A 15,846-nucleotide genomic window follows, 5' to 3' on the forward strand; every position below is an offset into this window, starting at 1 on the left:
TGTGAGCGGTGTACACGGCCGCGACGAGCTCGGAGTAGCTCGTGTCCACGTCCGCCGGACTGTCGCAGACGAAGGCCAGGCCGATCGTGCCGCCGCCCTTCGGCGGCGTCCAGCCGGGATCGGCGGACCCCAGGGCCTCCGCGCTGTCCCACATCAGGCGCAGTCCGCCTGGCAGGGCGGCCTCGGCGTGCGGCTGCGCGTCGGCCTCGGCCGGGATGTCCAGGCCGAGCTTGCGGTAGAAGGCGAGGGATGCGGCCATGTCCGTCGCGACCAGGCCGATGGCGTCGAATCGAGGTGTCATGCGGGCAGCGTAGGCAGGCGGCGGACGGCTGGTCTTGTACGAATCGGACGACACGCGGACGCCGGGCGGACGCCACGCGGCGGCGCTCGGTGCCGCGTGTTCCGGCGTGGGGCCGGGGCGGACCCGTACCCGGCTCGTGCGGGCTGGGGCGCGGCGGCCGGGGTGCGGCGGCCGCCGGTGGCCGGGGATGCGCGGCTGGGTGGGGCGCAGTGCGCGTCGCCCGCGCTTCCATACCCCGTTGGAGCGCCGCCCGGCCCTATGACACGGTTGCGCTGTTTCCTGATCGGATGTCAACTGTCAAGCTGAATAGCTGGTCCGCGACGGGGAGGGGCCGGTCGGGGCCCGCGGGCGGGAGGAATGCATGGCAGAGGTATTTCTGCGGCGGCTGAGCAGATGGCAGGCGGAACAACAGCGCGAAGCCTTCGCGGATATGTATGTCGAGGCGTACCGGGGCGCACCCGGTGAGGAATTCCGGAGCAGGCAGGAGTTCCTGCGCAGGTTCGCGGCAGATGTGCAGCGGCCCGGCTTCGACATGATGGTCGCCAGCGAAGTGGAATTGGTCGGCTGCGCCTATGGCTATCCGCCCGACCGGGCCGGTGCCTGGTGGCGGGGATTCCAGGGCGGATTGCCGAAGGACGTTGAGGAACTCACCGCATCGGGACAGGTTTTCGCGATCACCGAGATGATGGTGCTGCCGACAAGGCGGCGTTCCCGGATCGCGACCCGGATGCAGGAAGGGCTGCTGCTGCGCACCGACGCAGCGCTCGTGACGACGCGCTTCGAGGCGTCGAACTCCGTGGCGCGCACGGCGTACGAGTCGTGGGGCTGGGCCAAGGACGGCGATCTCCAGGCGACGCGCGAGGAGTTCGAAGAGGAGGCCGAGGGCGGGGCGGAAGCCGCGGGGCTGGCGCTCGAAGCATGGAGCCGGAGGCCCACGCGATGACCGGAGTGCGACAGGACGAGCGCGACACGGGCGGCTTGCCCGGCGCGCGCACCGAACGCGACGCGTCCGGCCTCGACCCCGCTGACCCCACCAGCGCCGTCACCCCCGTCACCCCGGTCACCCCCGTCAATCGCTCGCCGCGGGTCCATCGCGCGGAGGAAGCGGACCGGAAGACGATCTGCCGGCTGCTGGACGTGGCGTTCGAGCAGGACCCGGTGAGTCGCTGGGTCTTTCCCGACGCGGCGCGGCGGGCCGTCGCGCACCCCCGCTTCTTCGAGATCGTCCTCGACGCGGCGTGGCGGGACGGCTTCGTCGACATCACGGAGGACGGCGCGGCCGTAGCCCTGTGGCTGTCCGTCCCGGCGGAGGTTCCAGAGACCGCGTCGTCCACTCCGGAAGCTGCGGACACTGCGGAGGGTGACGACATGGGCCAACGCATTCAGGCCGTCGACCCCGGCAATGAAAGGCCGGAAATCGTCGGTCGGCTGACGCGCGCACGGCACCCGCACGACCGGGCCCACCGGTACCTGATGTTCATCGGCGTGGACCCGGAGCGCCAGGGCGACCGTCTCGGCAGCGCGCTGCTGGCACCGGCGCTGCACGCCTGCGACCGCGACCGCGTACCCGCCTATCTGGAGGCGAGCAGCGAGCGCAGCCGGGCGCTCTACACCCGCCTGGGGTTCGACGTCATCGACGAGCCCGTGGAGTTGCCCCGCGGCCCCCTGCTGTGGCCGATGTGGCGCGAGCCGCGCGCGGCCCCCGCTGACCGCTGACCGGGGCTGGGGGACGAGGGTTCGGACGGGCTGCCACGGGTTTGTTCCGTGGCAGCCCGTGCCTTCGGGCAGACGAGGCCGTCGCCGTCGTAGAACCCGGTGTTCCGGACGCCCGTCTCGCTGAGCCGACCCGTCCCGCCTACACCCCGACGTCCCGGCTGCGCAGATCCGCCAGGGATGCGCGGCGCACCAGCAGCCGCGCCCGGCCGTCGCTGACGGCGACCACGGGCGGGCGGCCGACGAGGTTGTACCCGGAGGCCATGGAGAGCTGGTAGGCCCCCGCGACGGGCACCGCGAGCAGGTCGCCCGGCCGCAGGTCGCCGGGCAGGGCGACGTCGCTCGCGAGGATGTCGCCCGCCTCGCAGTGCCGGCCGGCCAGGGTCACCGTGCGCGGCTCGGCGGTGGAGCGGCGGCCGATGAGCCGGGGTGCGTACCGGACCCCGTACAGCGCGGGCCTGGGGTTGTCGCTCATGCCGCCGTCCACCGCGACGAACGTCCGCTCGCCGGTGTGCCTGACCGCGAGCACCCGGTGCAGCGCGACTCCGGCGGGGCCGACGAGCGCGCGGCCCGGCTCGATCGTCAGCCTGGGCACCGGGAGTTCGGCCGCCGCGCAGCCCGCGGTCATCTCCTCCCGCATCCGGCGGCCGAGGGCGGGCGCGTCGAGCGCGTCGTCGCCGGGGCGGTGGGCGATGCCGTGGCCGCCGCCCAGGTTCAGCTCGGGGAGCGTGACGCCGTGCTGTTCGTTGACGCGCGCCAGCAGTCCCACGAGCCGGCGGATGGCCAGCAGGTAGGGCTTGGCCGAGGAGATCTGCGATCCCAAGTGGCAGTGCAGACCGACCAGTTCGAGTCGGGGGTGGTCCAGAACGCGGGCGATGGTGTGCTGCGCGGACCCGTCGGTGATCGACAGGCCGAACTTCTGGTCGTCCGTGCCCGTACGGATCGAGGCGTGCCCGCCCGCGGCCACCCCCGGCACCACCCGGATCATGACCTTCTGCCGCCCGCCCGGCGCGACCTCGGCGGCGAGCCGGGCGATCTCCGAACTGCTGTCGATCACGATGCGCCCCACACCCAGCCGCAGCGCGGTGCGCAGGTCGTACGGGCTCTTGGCGTTGCGGTGCAGGACGATCCGCTCGGGCGGGAAGCCGGTGGTGACGGCGAGCTCCAACTCGCCGGCGGAGCAGACGTCGAGGCCCAGCCCTTCTTCCCGGACCCAGTGCACCATCGCGCGGCACAGGAACGCCTTGGCCGCGTAGAGGATCTCGGCCTCGGGGAACGCCCGGCGGTAGGCGCGGCAGCGCTCCCGTACCTCGCCCTCGTCCAGCACATACGCGGGAGTGCCGAAGCGGTCGGCGATCTCGGCGAGCGGGACGCCGCTGACCGACAGGTCGCCGTCGGCGGCGGGGAGGGTGGAGGCGGGCCAGACGGACAGCTCGCGGGCTCGGCGCTCTTCGAGGTTGCCGAGGTCGGCGAGGCCGGAGCGGGGAGCGGGCTTGCGGGCCCCGCGGCGGGGGTGCGGGGCGATGACCCGGGGGCTCGCGTTGCTTGCGGCGCTCGCGCTGCTCCTGGTGCCGTTGGCGGCCTTCGCGCCATGGGCGGTCTTGGTGGTGGGGGTGTCAGGGGTGCTGGTGGTGAAGGGCGCCGGCATTCTGCGGCCCCTCAACCGATCCGTGCGGCCGGTACGGGGCCGACGGCCGCCGTCCCGTTCCCGCGCGGTGTGCCGGAGGGAGCGGGCGTCGGGTGCGGGTGCGCGCGGGACGGGGAGAGCGGGCGCGGTCGCGGCGGAGCGGTCTTGCCTGGAGGGGTGACGGCGGGTGCGGCGAGCTGCGGGTTCACGGTCAGGACGGTGACCCCCAGCGGCTCGCCGAGGGAGCGCAGCGCCTGCTCCCCGAGCCTGACCCAGGCCTGCGCGGCTCCCAGCGTGGCGGTGAGCCGCCGCTCGGAGGTGAAACCGACGACCGTACGGGCGCCCAGCCGGGTGCGGAACAGCCGGGCCGCGCAACCGGTCGGACCCGGCCGGACCGGGACGAAGAGGGGCCCGGCGGGAAAACGCCCGGAAGGCTCGGGGTCTTCGGACTCGTCGGGGTAGCCGCTCTGGGGCATTGCGTCCTCCTGAAGGACACGAGAGGTCTCGGCTCCTTGGACGGAGCCGGGTGGGTATGGCAATGACGTTATGCCCGTGGCAAGGGGAGCGAGACCCCTCGCTGACGCGCTTTTGACGGGTATCGGCGTGCTGTTGACGCGTTTCTGGCGGGTGGGGCTACGGCGGGGAACGCGCGCGCCGCTTGCGCGGGGCGGCTGGGGCGGCGGGCGCTCAGCGGGTGTCGGCGGGCCGCGCGGGAGCCGCCGCCGGTCCGTCCGGGTGGGCGTCCGGTCCGTCCGGGTGGGCGTCCGCGCGGGTGTCCGTTCCGCCCGGGCCGGGGCCTGCTCCGGCCGCGCAGGTGTCGGCGCGATCCAGGAGCAGCGTGCGCTCGCGCCCGTTGCGCGTGAGCGAGGCCGCGCGTTCGAACTCCGCGCGCGCCTCGTCGAGGCGGCCGAGCTTGGCGAGCAGGTCGCCGCGCACGCTCGGCAGCAGGTGGTACTCCTTGAGCGACGGCTCCGAGACCAGCGCGTCCGCGAGTCCGAGCCCGACCGCCGGTCCGTACGCCATCGACAGCGCGACGGAGCGGTTCAACTCCACGACAGGGGACGGCACAAGCCGGGCCAGCCTCTCGTACAGCTCCGCGATGCGCGCCCAGTCCGTCTCCTCCGGGGTGCGGGCGCGGGCGTGCGAGGCGGCGATCGCGGCCTGCAACGCGTACGGGCCGAGCGGTCCGCCGAGCGAGACGGCGCGTTCGAGCGCGGCGAAGCCCCGGCGGATGAGCAGCGGATTCCAGCGCGCGCGGTTCTGCTCCAGCAGCAGTACGGGCTCCCCGGACGGCCCGGTTCTGGCCGCCGAGCGGGATGCCTGGATCTCCAGCAGCGCGACCAGGCCGTGCACTTCGGGCTCCCGCGGCATGAGTTCGGCTACGACGCGGCCGAGCCGCAGGGCCTCCTCGCAGAGTGCGGGGCGCATCAAGTCGTCACCGGCGGTCGCCGAGTAGCCCTCGTTGAACACCAGGTAGATCACTTCGAGCACGGACGACAGCCGGTCGGCGAGTTCCGCCCCCTGCGGCACCTCGAAGGGCACCCGCTTCGCGGCGAGCGTCTTCTTCGCCCGTACGATCCGCTGCGCGACGGTCGACTCCGCGACCAGGAACGCGCGCGCGATCTCCTCGGTCGTCAGTCCGCCGAGCAGCCGCAGCGTCAGCGCGACGCGCGCCTCGGTCGACAGCACCGGGTGGCACGCCGTGAACACCAGCCGCAGCAGATCGTCCTCGATGTCCCCGTCGAGCACCGCCTCGAAGTCCGGCCCGCCCGCCACCTGCTGCCCGCCGTCGAGCTCCAGCTCATGCCCGAGCACCTCGAGCTTGCGGGCGAAGCGTTCGTTGCGGCGCAGCAGATCGATCGCGCGATGCTTGGCGGTGGCCATCAGCCAAGCGCCCGGGTTGTCCGGGACACCCGACTCCGGCCACTTCTCCAGCGCGATGACCAGAGCGTCCTGCGCGAGCTCCTCGGCCACGCCGACGTCGCGCACGATCCGTACGAGCCCGGCGATGAGCCTCGCCGACTCGATCCGCCAGACCGCGTCGATCGCGCGATGAGTATCGGAAGCCGTCACGATCACCCATCAGAGCAGCTGCGCCCGGGGGCGGCAACCGGTTGCTGACCGGAGGTGGCTCGGAAAGCCCCCGTGTGATGATCGCGGTGTGGACAGGACACAGAGCAGGGCACGCCGGATGCCACCCACCGGCCTCGCGCTGACGCTCGCGGCCGCCGCCGTGCTCGCCGGCGCGTGCGGAACCCAGCCCGCCCGGAAGGCGGCCAGTGCTCCCGCCGCCCCCGAGCCGTGCGTCAAGATCACGGCGGAGCAACCCGACGCGGCGATGGGGCTGCGTGCCATGGGCATCGTGCTCGTCAACTGCGGCGAGCGCCCCTACAAGCTGAACGGCTACCCGTCCGTCCGCGTCCTCGACGCCGACCGTAAGCCCCTCGACGTCGAGGTCCGCACCGGCGCCTCGGTGTCGTCAGCCGTCGTCGATCCCGGCCCCGAGCCGGTGACGCTGCGGCCCGGCGGGCGGGCGGTGGCGACGGTGGTGTGGCGCAACACGGTCACCGGAGCGAGGGAGGAAGCAGTGAACGGTTCCTACCTGCGCATCGCCCCGGCCGCCGACCGGGCCTCGCAGACCGTGCCGAGTCTCATCGACCTCGGGACGACCGGCACGTTGGACGTGACGGCCTGGACGAAGCCGGGGCGGCGCGGCTGATTGCGGCGGCTCGCCAAACGGTGTTGCCCAGGTGTGTGATCTCGCGATCAGACGGCCATGACCTGTCAGACGGCCATGACCTGCACGTCGTACTGCGGGATCCACTTGTCGCGCGTCAGGAGGGTCAGTCCTTCGGTCTGGGCCTGGTCGATCAGCAACCGGTCGAACGGGTCGCGATGATGCATCGGCAGCCGACCCGCGCGCACGCCGTGCCCCGCCGTGATGGGGAGCGGTGTGAACTGGCTGTCTCGTACACGCTCGGCGAGATCCTCGGGGCCTGTGAGTGTCCCGAGCGACTGCTCGACGGCGATTTCCCACGGTGATACGGCGCTGACGTATGCCGCGGGTTCCGTATCGAGCATGTCTTTGATCTCCCCGGACAGCTCAACGGAGTCGTGCATCCACCATAGGACGACGTGAGTGTCGAGCAGCAGCCTCATCCACGCATCCCAAAGGCGTCGGCGATGTCCTCGGGCAGGTCATCGAAGTCGTCGGGGATCTGGATCTGACCCCGGAGCGATCCCCGCCCGGTCCGCCTTACTCCTAGCCGGTGGCGACTTTGCTCCAGGATGCGAGAGGCCGGTGGAGGCGCTGGGCTGACCGCCCCGCTTGGTCGCCTCGTCCAGCAAAACGTAGAGAAGGCCGTTGAGGCTGCCGCTGCTCACGATCTCGCGGCGGTCGATCATGCCGCGGATCTCCGAGAGCGGGATCCACTCGATGCGATCCGATTCGTTCAGCTCGGCGGGCGGACCGATGTACGAGGCACCGTCGGCGCGGAAGACGTGGTGTTCCCAACGTCGGCGATCAGGCTGCTGAACGTCTACGAGCCACAGGTTGACCCAAGTGTTGCGGTAGATCTGCCGTTCGCCATGGACGGTCCACCGCATGTGCCCAACTCCCCTGGTTCAGTCAGGTCTCCAGGATGCCGCTCGGACGGAAATCCGTCCGGCGAAGGGAAACCCGGAGGAAAAGACCGCACCCGGACCGCTATGGACGCCTCTGCGGGCGGCCAGCGGACCGGGTGCGGATCAGTAGTGGGCGAAATGACCCGGGGAATTACAGGTCAGTCGCCCTTGGCCCTGGATCAGGCCTTCTTGGTCTCCAAGTAACGGGCCGGGTCGGTGACCTGCGGGGATCTTCCCTGTGAGGCGCTGACCTGGCCTTTTACTGATGGCTGGCGATGGGCCTCGACGGTCCTGATTGGCTGTCCTGCGGACTCTGTGCGGACTGGCCTGCGGGTCGGAGGTAAGTAGCGCTATCCCGCAGAAGCCGCGTGTCCGGGCCAGCTCAGACACGCTTCTAGGATCCTGAGGGATGTTGCTTGATCAGGGCTCGCGAAAGGATGCCAGCCACCTCCTCAGCTCCCGCGTCCAGCGCGGCCAAGCTAGTGGATTCATCTGGCTCGGTTTGCAGCGTGAACGAGCGGCTGTAGGCGCTGAGCTCGGCACGAGTACGTGACTGATGTGGGTTGAATCTGTCGACTTGGGTCATGTTGGGATCAGATACGCCGATTGCCAGAGCAATGCGCTCATCTCGGATCAGGTCCAGTGCGCCGATGAATCTCAGCAGGGAGGTTACTTGCTGGGGCAGCGCGTCGTGATCCAGTATGGATCCCATGTTGTCTTGGGGGAGTGTCGCCCGTAGGGAGACTTGGCCGGATTTATGCAAGCGAACCTCCACCAGCTCTCCGGGCCGAGGAGCATCAAAAAAACGGTGCGGAGTAACGGAGATGCCGACGACTGCCTGCTCTCGGGAACTCGACGCCGCCAAGGCGACGCTGTTCCCGACTGCCCCGGCCCGGCGGATCCGGTCCGCCAGCGAGGTGCCAACCCCTTCCAGTTCTCTTGCCGAGTAGCCCGGAAATTCCACCGGAAGAACATGTAGTTCCAATAGAGGAAGGTTGGTGGCCCCGTCGGCGCCGACCTGGTCGAGGCTCCAGCGCAGAGAAACGGGCTGCGCTAGGGGGGCAAAGGACAACGGGGACCGATCTGACTCCACTTCTTTGACCTTGGCTACGACTTTGGTCATTAGCTCGGCGGTGTTTCGGAATGAATCACGGAACCCGCCAGTGGCGTACGCCTCCACGGTTCTGGCGAAATCCTGCTGGGCGTCCTCGAAGGTGACATCCAATTTCCGGTAAACCCAGCGAGGCTTGCCCGCCGTCTTAGCCGCGACCCATTCATCGTGTGTTGCTGATTGCCCTGTCTCGGGGAAGACGTGCCCGTAGGACGGCCCGAGCAGGAAGACGCAAACATCCGCGGAGTCGAGGGCGGCCAGGCATGCCTGCCTGCTGGGCGTGGCCTGCGCTGAGAAGTCCTCGAACAGGACGGGAGTGTGTCCAACTGCGCGAATGAGGCCAGGCAGCGCGTCGCGCTCCTCCTCCAGTCCCCTACGGACGCTGCTGATGAAGATTCTCACGCTACGGTATCTCCATTGCTGAAGGGTTCGTTGAAGCGAACCAAGTGGCCAATGAGTTGCCTGGGGTAAGGAGTTGCTTTATGGCTGAAGTCTCGGATGAGGCGATACGTGCTTACTGGAAGGAGCACCGGGAGCAGCTACGGCAGTGCGAGACTCAACGCTCGTCACTGAGCAGCCTTCTCCTCGTTATCACGGCTGCCTTGAGTGCTCTCATTGTCCAGCAGAAGTTCTCGACGTACGTCATGCCTCTGTGTCTTTTCGTGGCTATGACTGGAGGATACGGGGCGCTGGCGGTCTCTAAATACTTCGAACGGGCGTCCTATCACCTCTCTCAGGCGCGAGCCTTGACCAATGACTTGGTGGAGCTGGGCGTCCTGGGTTCCGACGAAAGGCTGATAAGCGCTAGAGCTGATCACTACCGTCGTTTCCCGCGCCTGCATCGCATTCGTCTTCATCGCTTGTGGGTGATTCTTCACCTCGCCATAGCCCTGTACGGCCTTTGTCTCCTCAGCATATGTGTGGCCGTGGCCTGACGCCCGATATTCGTGCGCTTTTCCGATGGGGCATCGGTGACCGTTTCAGCTCATCATGTGCAAACCCTTATCCCCAGCCGTCGAGGGAGACTTCCGGACCATCCATGAGGTAGCGGTGGATGGCACTCGCGGTTGTGCTCACGAAATCAGCAGGGATGGCATCGGTGTCGATCCAGCAAACTTGGGCGTGCTTGCGTGGCTCGCGATTCTCGGGCTCGCCGACCCACTCGTGAGCCGCGAAGACGACGGTGAGGAAGCCGTTGGGGGCTTCGACACCCCAGGCTCCGTGGATGATATGGGCGACCTTGAGGGACTCGGGCTTCACCCTGAGACCGGTTTCCTCGTAGAGCTCGCGGACTGCGGTCTCCGTGATGGGTTCGCCAGGTTCGCTCTTGCCCACGGGGAGGTCCCACATGCCCTGGGCGAACTTGGCGTTCTCGCTGCGCTGGAGGAGGACGACGCGGTTGGTGGCCTTGTCGTGGACGATGACTGCGGCGACCAGCAGGGTCATGGATTCGAGGGCCGGCTTGAGGGCCTTCGGCTGGTCGTCGGTTTGCTGGGCCACGGGGTTCCCTTCGTCGGGCGGGTTGTTGGGCATGTTAGGCGAGGGCTTCGCGGGCTCGGCGGGCGAGATCGGCCGCGCCAGGGACTCGCCGGTGCTGGTAGACCGCGAGGGTGGAGCGGATCGAGGAGATGGCCTTGCGCGTCCGGTCGGAGGTCATGCCCTCCATGAGGATCAGGGCCTGGGTCCAGGCGGCGACGGCTTCGTCGGCGCGGGCCTGGACGGCGAGGCTGTCGCCGAGGTCGGCGTGGGTGAGAGCGTGGACGCGCTTGTACTTCACGGGGTCCCAGCGGGTGAGGGCGTCGCGGTGCTGCTGCTCGGTGCCGATGTGGTCGGCGAGATCGGTCAGGGTACGGGCGGTGTGGCTGGCCACGGTGCCGGCGGCGGGGCCGCTCACGCCGGAGTAGCTGGGCTGCGGGGCGTCGTCGCGTAGGAGGGCATCCTCGGCGGCAAGCAGGGCGCGTGCGGCTGATGCGCTCTCCTCCGTGGCCGCGTAGGCGCGGGCATGTGTGATGTGGAGGAGAGCTTCCGTCTGGCCGTCGACGTGGCCGAGGCCCAGGCGTAGGGCGCCTTCGACGAGATCGACGCAGTGATGGGGCTGCTTGAGGCTCAGCGCCTGGTGGGCGAGGGCGCGCATCATCCAGGCGGCGTGGCCTTGGGGGTCGGCTTCGCAGGCGAGCTGGTAGCCGACCTGGTAGTAGCGCTGGGCGGCGCCTTCCTGACCGAGGTCGTGGTGCTTCCATCCGGCCAGGTAGGCGAGTTCGGCGACGGCTCCGAAGGCGGCCCGGCGTAAGACTTCGCTGGGGAAGCGTCCGCGCAGCATAGGGGCGGCGGTGTCGGCGAGGTAGGCGCAGACGGTGGTCAGACCGTGCCCGCCGCCGAGGCGTTCGTCGGCGGCGCTGAAGGCGGTGGTGATCTGGCGTACGACGTCCACGTCCTCCGCGCCGACGAGGGACGTGCCGGTGCGGGCGCGGAGCATGCGGGCGGTGGCTTCGTGGTCGTGGCTGAGGGGCATGGCGACGCCGGCGGTGGTGAAGGCTGCGATGGCGAGGAAGCGGCGGCGTTCGACGTCGGCGCGGCCCAGGTCGGTGACGGCGAGGACCGGATCGGCCTCCGCCGGCTCTTCGGCATCACCGGCATACAGACCGATCTCGGTCCGGGTGATCGGGCGTCCTGCTCGCCGGGACAGCGCCTCGGCCAGGTACTGACCCACCTGCCCTGACGGGGCTCGGCTGCCGTTCACCCAGTGCGAGACGGCCGACTTGTTGGTCTGGAGCATCTCGCCGTTCTCGGCGGCCACGCGACGCACGTCCCTCGCGAGCGCCTCGTAGGTGCATCCTGCCGCGCTGATGGCATCCCGCAGACGGGAGTTGGGATCTCTCTGCCCCGCCACGACCACCTCCCCACCGGAGCTGTAAACCGCGTATACCGCTTCAACTGCCCACCACCGTACCCACTGAGCGTGACCAACGGTTCACTTATCAGCAGCCGCCCGGAACGGCGTGACCGTGATCCAGGCTCCCCCTTGGTCCGGGCGGCACCCCGAAGTTCCGTACGCCCATGCCGGGTTCTGGCACTCCTGTGTCCGGACCCGGCCGATCAGAGACGGAGACACGGTGACCACCATCGACACCACGGCCATCACGGTCGAACTGCCCGAGGCGTTCGACCCGCGCTGGAGCCGCCTGCCCGGCATCCAGGTCGACGGCCGGCGCATCACCATCGACCCGGCCGAGTACTTCTTCCGCTTCGAGTCCAGCACCTGGCTCGTCGCCGACTGGGACTTGGTGAAGGCCCAGCTCCTCGACGTGGACGAGACGACCGAGAGCGCGGTCGAGCAGCTCGCGCTCGACTTCATCAAGAACCACGGCGAGTCCACCTCGGACGCAGCCCGCGTGCTGGCGACGGCGTACGGGGTGTACTCGTACCTCTTCCGCGAGGAACACCTGGCCGGCCTCGGCCTCCCGCAGATCACTGCCGGCCACCTGCGCATGCTGCGCGAAGCGGCCACGCTGATGGCGCTCAACAAGGTCGAGCTGGACGGGCACATCTCCAACGTCGGCCCGTGCTGGTTCTTCCCCGCCGCCACCTCCGTCGTCTTCGACCTGGACGACGAGACGGGCGGAATGCTGGACGAGGTCTACCACGGCGGCTGGTTCAACGAACACCGCCGGATCGAGTCCATCAAGGCCCACGCCGCGCTCGGCGGCCGGCTCGTGCACGGCTGCCAGTCCGTGCCGGACCAGTCCGGCGGCGTCGTCGCGCCCTACGGTGCCTCGATGGCCAACTTCCGTGACGACCTGGCCGAGTTCAAGGCGGGCTGGATCGAGCAGGTCTACGCCCACCGCGTGACCGCAGCCGAGTAACCCACCCCAGTACGGCTCCGGGGCGGGCCAGCTCGCGCGCGCCTGGCCCGGAGCCCACCAGTCCCCTGGAGACCCCCATGGACCAGAGCCTGTCCGCCACCCTGCTGGTCGACCTGTGCACCCTCGTCGGCAAGTCCCTCCCCGACCGTGCCGAGATGCGTGTCTGGGGCATGTCCGGCGTCGAACGCGTCACCTTCCCCGACGGCACCACAGCTGTTTTCAAGTACGCCAAGGAGCCCTTCGACCGCGAGGCCCAGGCCCTGCGGGTGGCCCACCAGCGCGGGCTCCCGGTCCCTGCCCTCCACGCCACTGCCATGCAGGACAAGTGGCTCGGGATGCTCATGGACGACCTCGGCGCCCCCGTAAGGGAGGCAGACGACCTCGATGGTGTCGCCGCCGCCGTGATGCTCCATGCCGCCCGCCCGGCCACCGGTCTGCCCCTGCTCGACGGGGCGGGCCTCGCGGCCCTGCCCGGCCGAGCCCTCGATCACCTGCAGCGGCTGCGGAAAGCTGACCGCTGGGCGGACTGCGACGACATCGAGACGGCGTTGGGGAAGATCTCCGCCGCGGCCGAGGCCCGTGTCCAGGGTGCGACGCTCGACCCGTTCGGCTGGGTGCACTCCGAGTTCCACCCCACGAGCGTCCACATCGGGGAGAACGGCTGGCACCTCCTCGACTTCGCACGCGCCTTCACCGGACCCGGTTTGATCGATCTCGCCTCGTATCACGGCACTACCGACGTGCCGAGCCCCTTCCGCATGCGGGTGTTCCTGGAGCAGTACGTCACCGCAGGCGGTCATGAGGACGCCCTCGCCGCCCGGGGCGGCCTGGCCGCGGAGGCATGGGCCCTGGGCTGGCATCGCATGTGGGCCGTGGAGTGGTTCATGGAGCAGGCCATCCGTTGGATCGACGATCCGGCCAAGGACCCCGCGTACATCCCCGTCGTCCGCCGCCACCTGAACGACGTGGTTCAACTCCTGGAGGTCTAGGTGCTCGCCCAGGTCTCCCCCTGGTACGCCCACGCAGCCCAGCGCACAGCCTCCGCCCCCGCGCACGCCCTCACCGCGCCTGCCCGGATGGAGTGGAGCACCCACGCGGGCATCGGTCCCGGCGCCGAGATCCTGGGACGGAACCTGTGCGGCAAGCGCGTCTTGGAGCTGGGCTGCGGCCCCGGCCACAACGTGGCCCACCTCGCGAAGCACCACCAGGCCCGCGTCACCGGCGTGGACCTGGTCGGCCTCCAGGTGCGCCGGGCCCGCTCCCACTACGGACACATCGACGGCGCCACCTTCGCCGCCGGGCACGCACTGCACCACCTGCAGGCCACCGGCCGGACCTTCGACGCGATCTACTCCGTCTTCGGCGCCGTTGGCCTCGTCGCCCCCGAGCTCCTCCTTGCCGCCATTTCCCGACGCCTGGAACCGGGCGGTGTCCTGGCCTTCTCCGTCCCTCACCCGGCACGGGCCGGAAGACATCCATCCACGGACGACCGTCCGCGCGAGGACTACGTCACCATGCCCGACCGCACCCGACTGCCCCTCGCCCGATGGGAGTTCGATGCCCGCCGTTGGGGCGCTCATCTCTCCCGGACCGGCCTGCGCGGCACCTCGGCGGTGGAGCTGCGGCACCCGCGCCGCGACCCGTGGCCCACCACCCTCCTGATCACTGCCCGTAAACGCTGACCGACGGAGGAAACGATGCGCCTTCCCTACCTGCTCCTGGACATCGACGGCGTCCTCATCCCGTTCCCGGCCGCCGACGGCAGCACCCCGCCCACCCACGTCCGCCACACCGTCCTGCCCACCGGTCGGCACCCCGACGACCCCGTGCCCATCTGGCTCGACCCGAGCCAGGGCGGCATTCTCACCGACCTCGTGACCAGCGGACTCGTTACCCCCGTGTGGTGCACGAGCTGGCGTAAGGAAGCCACCACGATCATCGGCCCTCTCCTGGGACTGCCCGACTTTCCTCACCTGGACCTGCCTCGCCCCCAGATCACCACCAGCCACCCCAACGGGTACCTCTGGAAACGCGACCACGTCGACGTCTGGCTGGCAGACGCTCCCGCCGTCTGGATCGACGACGACTTCACCAGCCTCGACCACGCCTGGGCGGCGGAGCGCACCGCCAGGGGAACGCCGACCCTCCTCGTTCAGCCCGACCCACATCTCGGTTTGCAGCCCGAGCATCTGACCGAGGTGACGAGGTGGGTCTCGCAGCTACTCACAGCCCGCGCCGTCTGACGGCTGGATGCCCTCGCTGTCGCGAGCAGCGAGGGCATCAGGATGTGTTGCGAGTTCTGACTACCTGGGTGCCGGTGGACTTAGGACCAACTCAGGCGGTGTCGACTGCCCTGCCGGACCTACGGATCGGCTGGCCGAGAAGCGTGTCTACCTCCGCGGATGCGGCGCGAGGAATTCCGGACCACACAGACAGAGGGACTTTTCCCGGGGGTGCCCGAAACTTCCCATACGGAAGTCTTCCGAGAGGTAGATGTAGTAATTCCCGCCGGCGGACGGACTCAAAGGCCAGGTCGGCTGCCCAGCGCCACCGGCGCACTGCGGTGCGAAACGGTACGACGTGTGCTGCCAGTCGAGCGCGAGCAGCGTTCCGCTCGGTCCAGTGCAGGAAGTTAGCCCCTGCTCGACCACCTCGACCAGGCGGTCCAAACGGTCGTATTCTGGATCGTCGTCAAGCGCGGCTAGGCTCCATGTAAGTGAGCCTCGGGCTAGTTCAGGACGGGAAGCGAGGCCAGCCCGCGTACAAGACGGGTGTGCCGCCACTCAAGCTGGTCGGGCAGTACAGCGAGTCGAATGCGAGGGAAACGCGCCAGCACCGCGCGCAGCGCGATATCGCCCTCGGCTTTGGCCAGTGGAGCACCGACGCAGCGCTGGATGCCGTGCCCGAAAGCGAGGTGGCCGGCAGCGTCCCGTTCCGTATCGAATTGGCCCGATGACGGGAATCGTTCCGGGTCGCGGTTGGCAGCTCCGAGGGCGACCAGTACCGGTGCGCCTGCTGGGCTGTCAGTGCCGCCGAGTGTGACGGCCTCGGTGGTGTGCCGGAAGGTGGCCGTGCTGACGGGGGAGACGAATCGAAGCAGCTCGTCCAGTACCGCAGGGATGCCGTCCGGGTTCTGGTGGAGACGGTCGAGTCCGGCCGGGTGCTGGAGCAGGGACAGGGTCGCGTTGCCGAGGAAGTTGGTCGTGGTCTCGTGGCCGGCCACGAGCAGGAGCACCGCGAGAGAGATCAGTTCCTCCTCGCTCAGCCGGTCGTCGCCGTCGCGAGCCAAGATAAGGCGGTCGAGGAGTGGGAGATGATGGCGGGACGGGCTCGGCGCCCTTATAGATCTTGAAGCGTAGAGAATTCTATGATCCACAAGGGGCCGTGTTCGTTCATTTCCGGGTCCGCTCGTGAGGGCTGATCGGTCTATACCCAATGCCGCGTAGTTAAGGCGGATCGGCGCAGGTCAAGTGGCTCTGGAGAGCGCCAGTTGAGGCGGTGGGACCTCTGCTATACCTCGGGAGTCCGCCAAGACGTCTCAAGATTCAGAGGCCCCCTTGCTGTTCCAGCATTCCACCGCGCACGCGTCCGCTCCGGAGGAATCAGA

At 69.3% G+C, this 15,846-nt stretch carries 17 protein-coding genes and 2 pseudogenes; 8 read left to right on the forward strand and 11 right to left on the reverse strand.

Going from position 1 to position 15,846, the window contains the following annotated elements; genetic code table 11:
• Window positions 1–301: VOC family protein (locus QMK28_RS31160; protein WP_326443051.1), on the reverse strand; the 301-nt coding region annotated here is incomplete at its 3' end.
• Window positions 302–731: 430 nt separating this feature from the next.
• Between QMK28_RS31160 and QMK28_RS31165 the strand changes: the two genes are divergently transcribed.
• Both QMK28_RS31165 and QMK28_RS31170 read left to right on the forward strand, forming a co-directional pair.
• Window positions 732–1,244 carry a hypothetical protein gene (locus QMK28_RS31165; protein ID WP_326443052.1) on the forward strand — a complete coding sequence of 171 codons (513 nt, stop codon included), beginning with the start codon at window positions 732–734 and terminating at the stop codon, window positions 1,242–1,244.
• Complete coding sequence (locus QMK28_RS31170) at window positions 1,241–2,017, forward strand: GNAT family N-acetyltransferase (protein WP_326443053.1); 777 nt, start codon at window positions 1,241–1,243, stop codon at window positions 2,015–2,017. Before QMK28_RS31165 ends, QMK28_RS31170 begins: the two co-directional genes overlap by 4 nt.
• A 139-nt stretch (window positions 2,018–2,156) precedes the next feature.
• Here the strand turns inward: QMK28_RS31170 and lysA are convergent, their stop codons facing one another.
• The 3 genes from lysA to QMK28_RS31185 all read right to left on the reverse strand — a co-directional run bounded on the left by lysA (window position 2,157) and on the right by QMK28_RS31185 (window position 5,720).
• Entirely contained in the window at window positions 2,157–3,662 is a 1,506-nt protein-coding gene (gene lysA / locus QMK28_RS31175) for a diaminopimelate decarboxylase (protein WP_326443054.1), read from the reverse strand.
• Between the two features lie 11 nt (window positions 3,663–3,673).
• The gene (locus QMK28_RS31180; RefSeq protein WP_326443055.1) at window positions 3,674–4,117 is read right to left on the reverse strand and encodes an SAV_915 family protein; all 444 of its coding nucleotides are present in this window, start codon (window positions 4,115–4,117) and stop codon (window positions 3,674–3,676) included.
• Between the two features lie 211 nt (window positions 4,118–4,328).
• On the reverse strand, window positions 4,329–5,720 hold the full coding sequence (locus QMK28_RS31185) for an RNA polymerase sigma factor (RefSeq protein ID WP_326443056.1): 1,392 nt from the start codon (window positions 5,718–5,720) through the stop codon (window positions 4,329–4,331).
• Window positions 5,721–5,802: 82 nt separating this feature from the next.
• Between QMK28_RS31185 and QMK28_RS31190 the strand changes: the two genes are divergently transcribed.
• Window positions 5,803–6,360 carry a DUF4232 domain-containing protein gene (locus QMK28_RS31190; protein WP_326443057.1) on the forward strand — a complete coding sequence of 186 codons (558 nt, stop codon included), beginning with the start codon at window positions 5,803–5,805 and terminating at the stop codon, window positions 6,358–6,360.
• Between the two features lie 65 nt (window positions 6,361–6,425).
• Here QMK28_RS31190 and QMK28_RS31195 read toward each other — a convergent pair whose 3' ends face one another.
• The 3 genes and pseudogenes from QMK28_RS31195 to QMK28_RS31205 form a co-directional block, all read right to left on the reverse strand.
• The gene (locus QMK28_RS31195; RefSeq protein ID WP_326443058.1) at window positions 6,426–6,800 is read right to left on the reverse strand and encodes a type II toxin-antitoxin system VapC family toxin; all 375 of its coding nucleotides are present in this window, start codon (window positions 6,798–6,800) and stop codon (window positions 6,426–6,428) included.
• A gap of 168 nt (window positions 6,801–6,968) precedes the next feature.
• A pseudogene (locus tag QMK28_RS31200) lies at window positions 6,969–7,247 on the reverse strand (hypothetical protein); the annotation flags it as partial.
• Between the two features lie 412 nt (window positions 7,248–7,659).
• Entirely contained in the window at window positions 7,660–8,778 is a 1,119-nt protein-coding gene (locus tag QMK28_RS31205) for a DUF4062 domain-containing protein (protein WP_326443059.1), read from the reverse strand.
• Window positions 8,779–8,858: 80 nt separating this feature from the next.
• On the opposite strand from QMK28_RS31205, the gene QMK28_RS31210 reads away from it, so the two are divergent.
• The gene (locus QMK28_RS31210) at window positions 8,859–9,311 is read left to right on the forward strand and encodes a hypothetical protein (RefSeq protein WP_326443060.1); all 453 of its coding nucleotides are present in this window, start codon (window positions 8,859–8,861) and stop codon (window positions 9,309–9,311) included.
• Between the two features lie 67 nt (window positions 9,312–9,378).
• Here the strand turns inward: QMK28_RS31210 and QMK28_RS31215 are convergent, their stop codons facing one another.
• On the reverse strand, window positions 9,379–9,909 hold the full coding sequence (locus QMK28_RS31215) for an NUDIX domain-containing protein (protein WP_326443061.1): 531 nt from the start codon (window positions 9,907–9,909) through the stop codon (window positions 9,379–9,381).
• Window position 9,910: 1 nt separating this feature from the next.
• Window positions 9,911–11,266: a tetratricopeptide repeat protein gene (locus QMK28_RS31220; protein ID WP_326443062.1), complete on the reverse strand. Its 1,356-nt coding sequence runs from the start codon at window positions 11,264–11,266 to the stop codon at window positions 9,911–9,913.
• Window positions 11,267–11,489: 223 nt separating this feature from the next.
• On the opposite strand from QMK28_RS31220, the gene QMK28_RS31225 reads away from it, so the two are divergent.
• The 4 genes from QMK28_RS31225 (at window position 11,490) to QMK28_RS31240 (ending at window position 14,482) form a co-directional block, all read left to right on the forward strand.
• Window positions 11,490–12,239 carry a hypothetical protein gene (locus QMK28_RS31225; protein ID WP_326443063.1) on the forward strand — a complete coding sequence of 250 codons (750 nt, stop codon included), beginning with the start codon at window positions 11,490–11,492 and terminating at the stop codon, window positions 12,237–12,239.
• A gap of 77 nt (window positions 12,240–12,316) precedes the next feature.
• Entirely contained in the window at window positions 12,317–13,228 is a 912-nt protein-coding gene (locus QMK28_RS31230; RefSeq protein WP_326443064.1) for an aminoglycoside phosphotransferase family protein, read from the forward strand.
• The gene (locus tag QMK28_RS31235; RefSeq protein WP_326443065.1) at window positions 13,229–13,921 is read left to right on the forward strand and encodes an SAM-dependent methyltransferase; all 693 of its coding nucleotides are present in this window, start codon (window positions 13,229–13,231) and stop codon (window positions 13,919–13,921) included.
• 15 nt (window positions 13,922–13,936) lie between these two features.
• A complete protein-coding gene (locus tag QMK28_RS31240) occupies window positions 13,937–14,482 on the forward strand; it encodes an HAD domain-containing protein (RefSeq protein ID WP_326443066.1) in 546 nt (181 codons plus the stop codon).
• A gap of 147 nt (window positions 14,483–14,629) precedes the next feature.
• On the opposite strand, the gene QMK28_RS31245 is transcribed toward QMK28_RS31240, so the two are convergent.
• Both QMK28_RS31245 and QMK28_RS31250 read right to left on the reverse strand, forming a co-directional pair.
• A complete protein-coding gene (locus QMK28_RS31245) occupies window positions 14,630–15,022 on the reverse strand; it encodes a DUF2716 domain-containing protein (RefSeq protein ID WP_326443067.1) in 393 nt (130 codons plus the stop codon).
• Window positions 14,968–15,564: pseudogene (locus QMK28_RS31250) on the reverse strand (cytochrome P450); the annotation flags it as partial. The pseudogene QMK28_RS31250 and the gene QMK28_RS31245, both read right to left, overlap by 55 nt.
• Between the last annotated feature and the right edge of the window lie 282 nt (window positions 15,565–15,846).

This window comes from Streptomyces sp. H27-D2 (assembly GCF_035828615.1).
Lineage (GTDB): Bacteria > Actinomycetota > Actinomycetes > Streptomycetales > Streptomycetaceae > Streptomyces.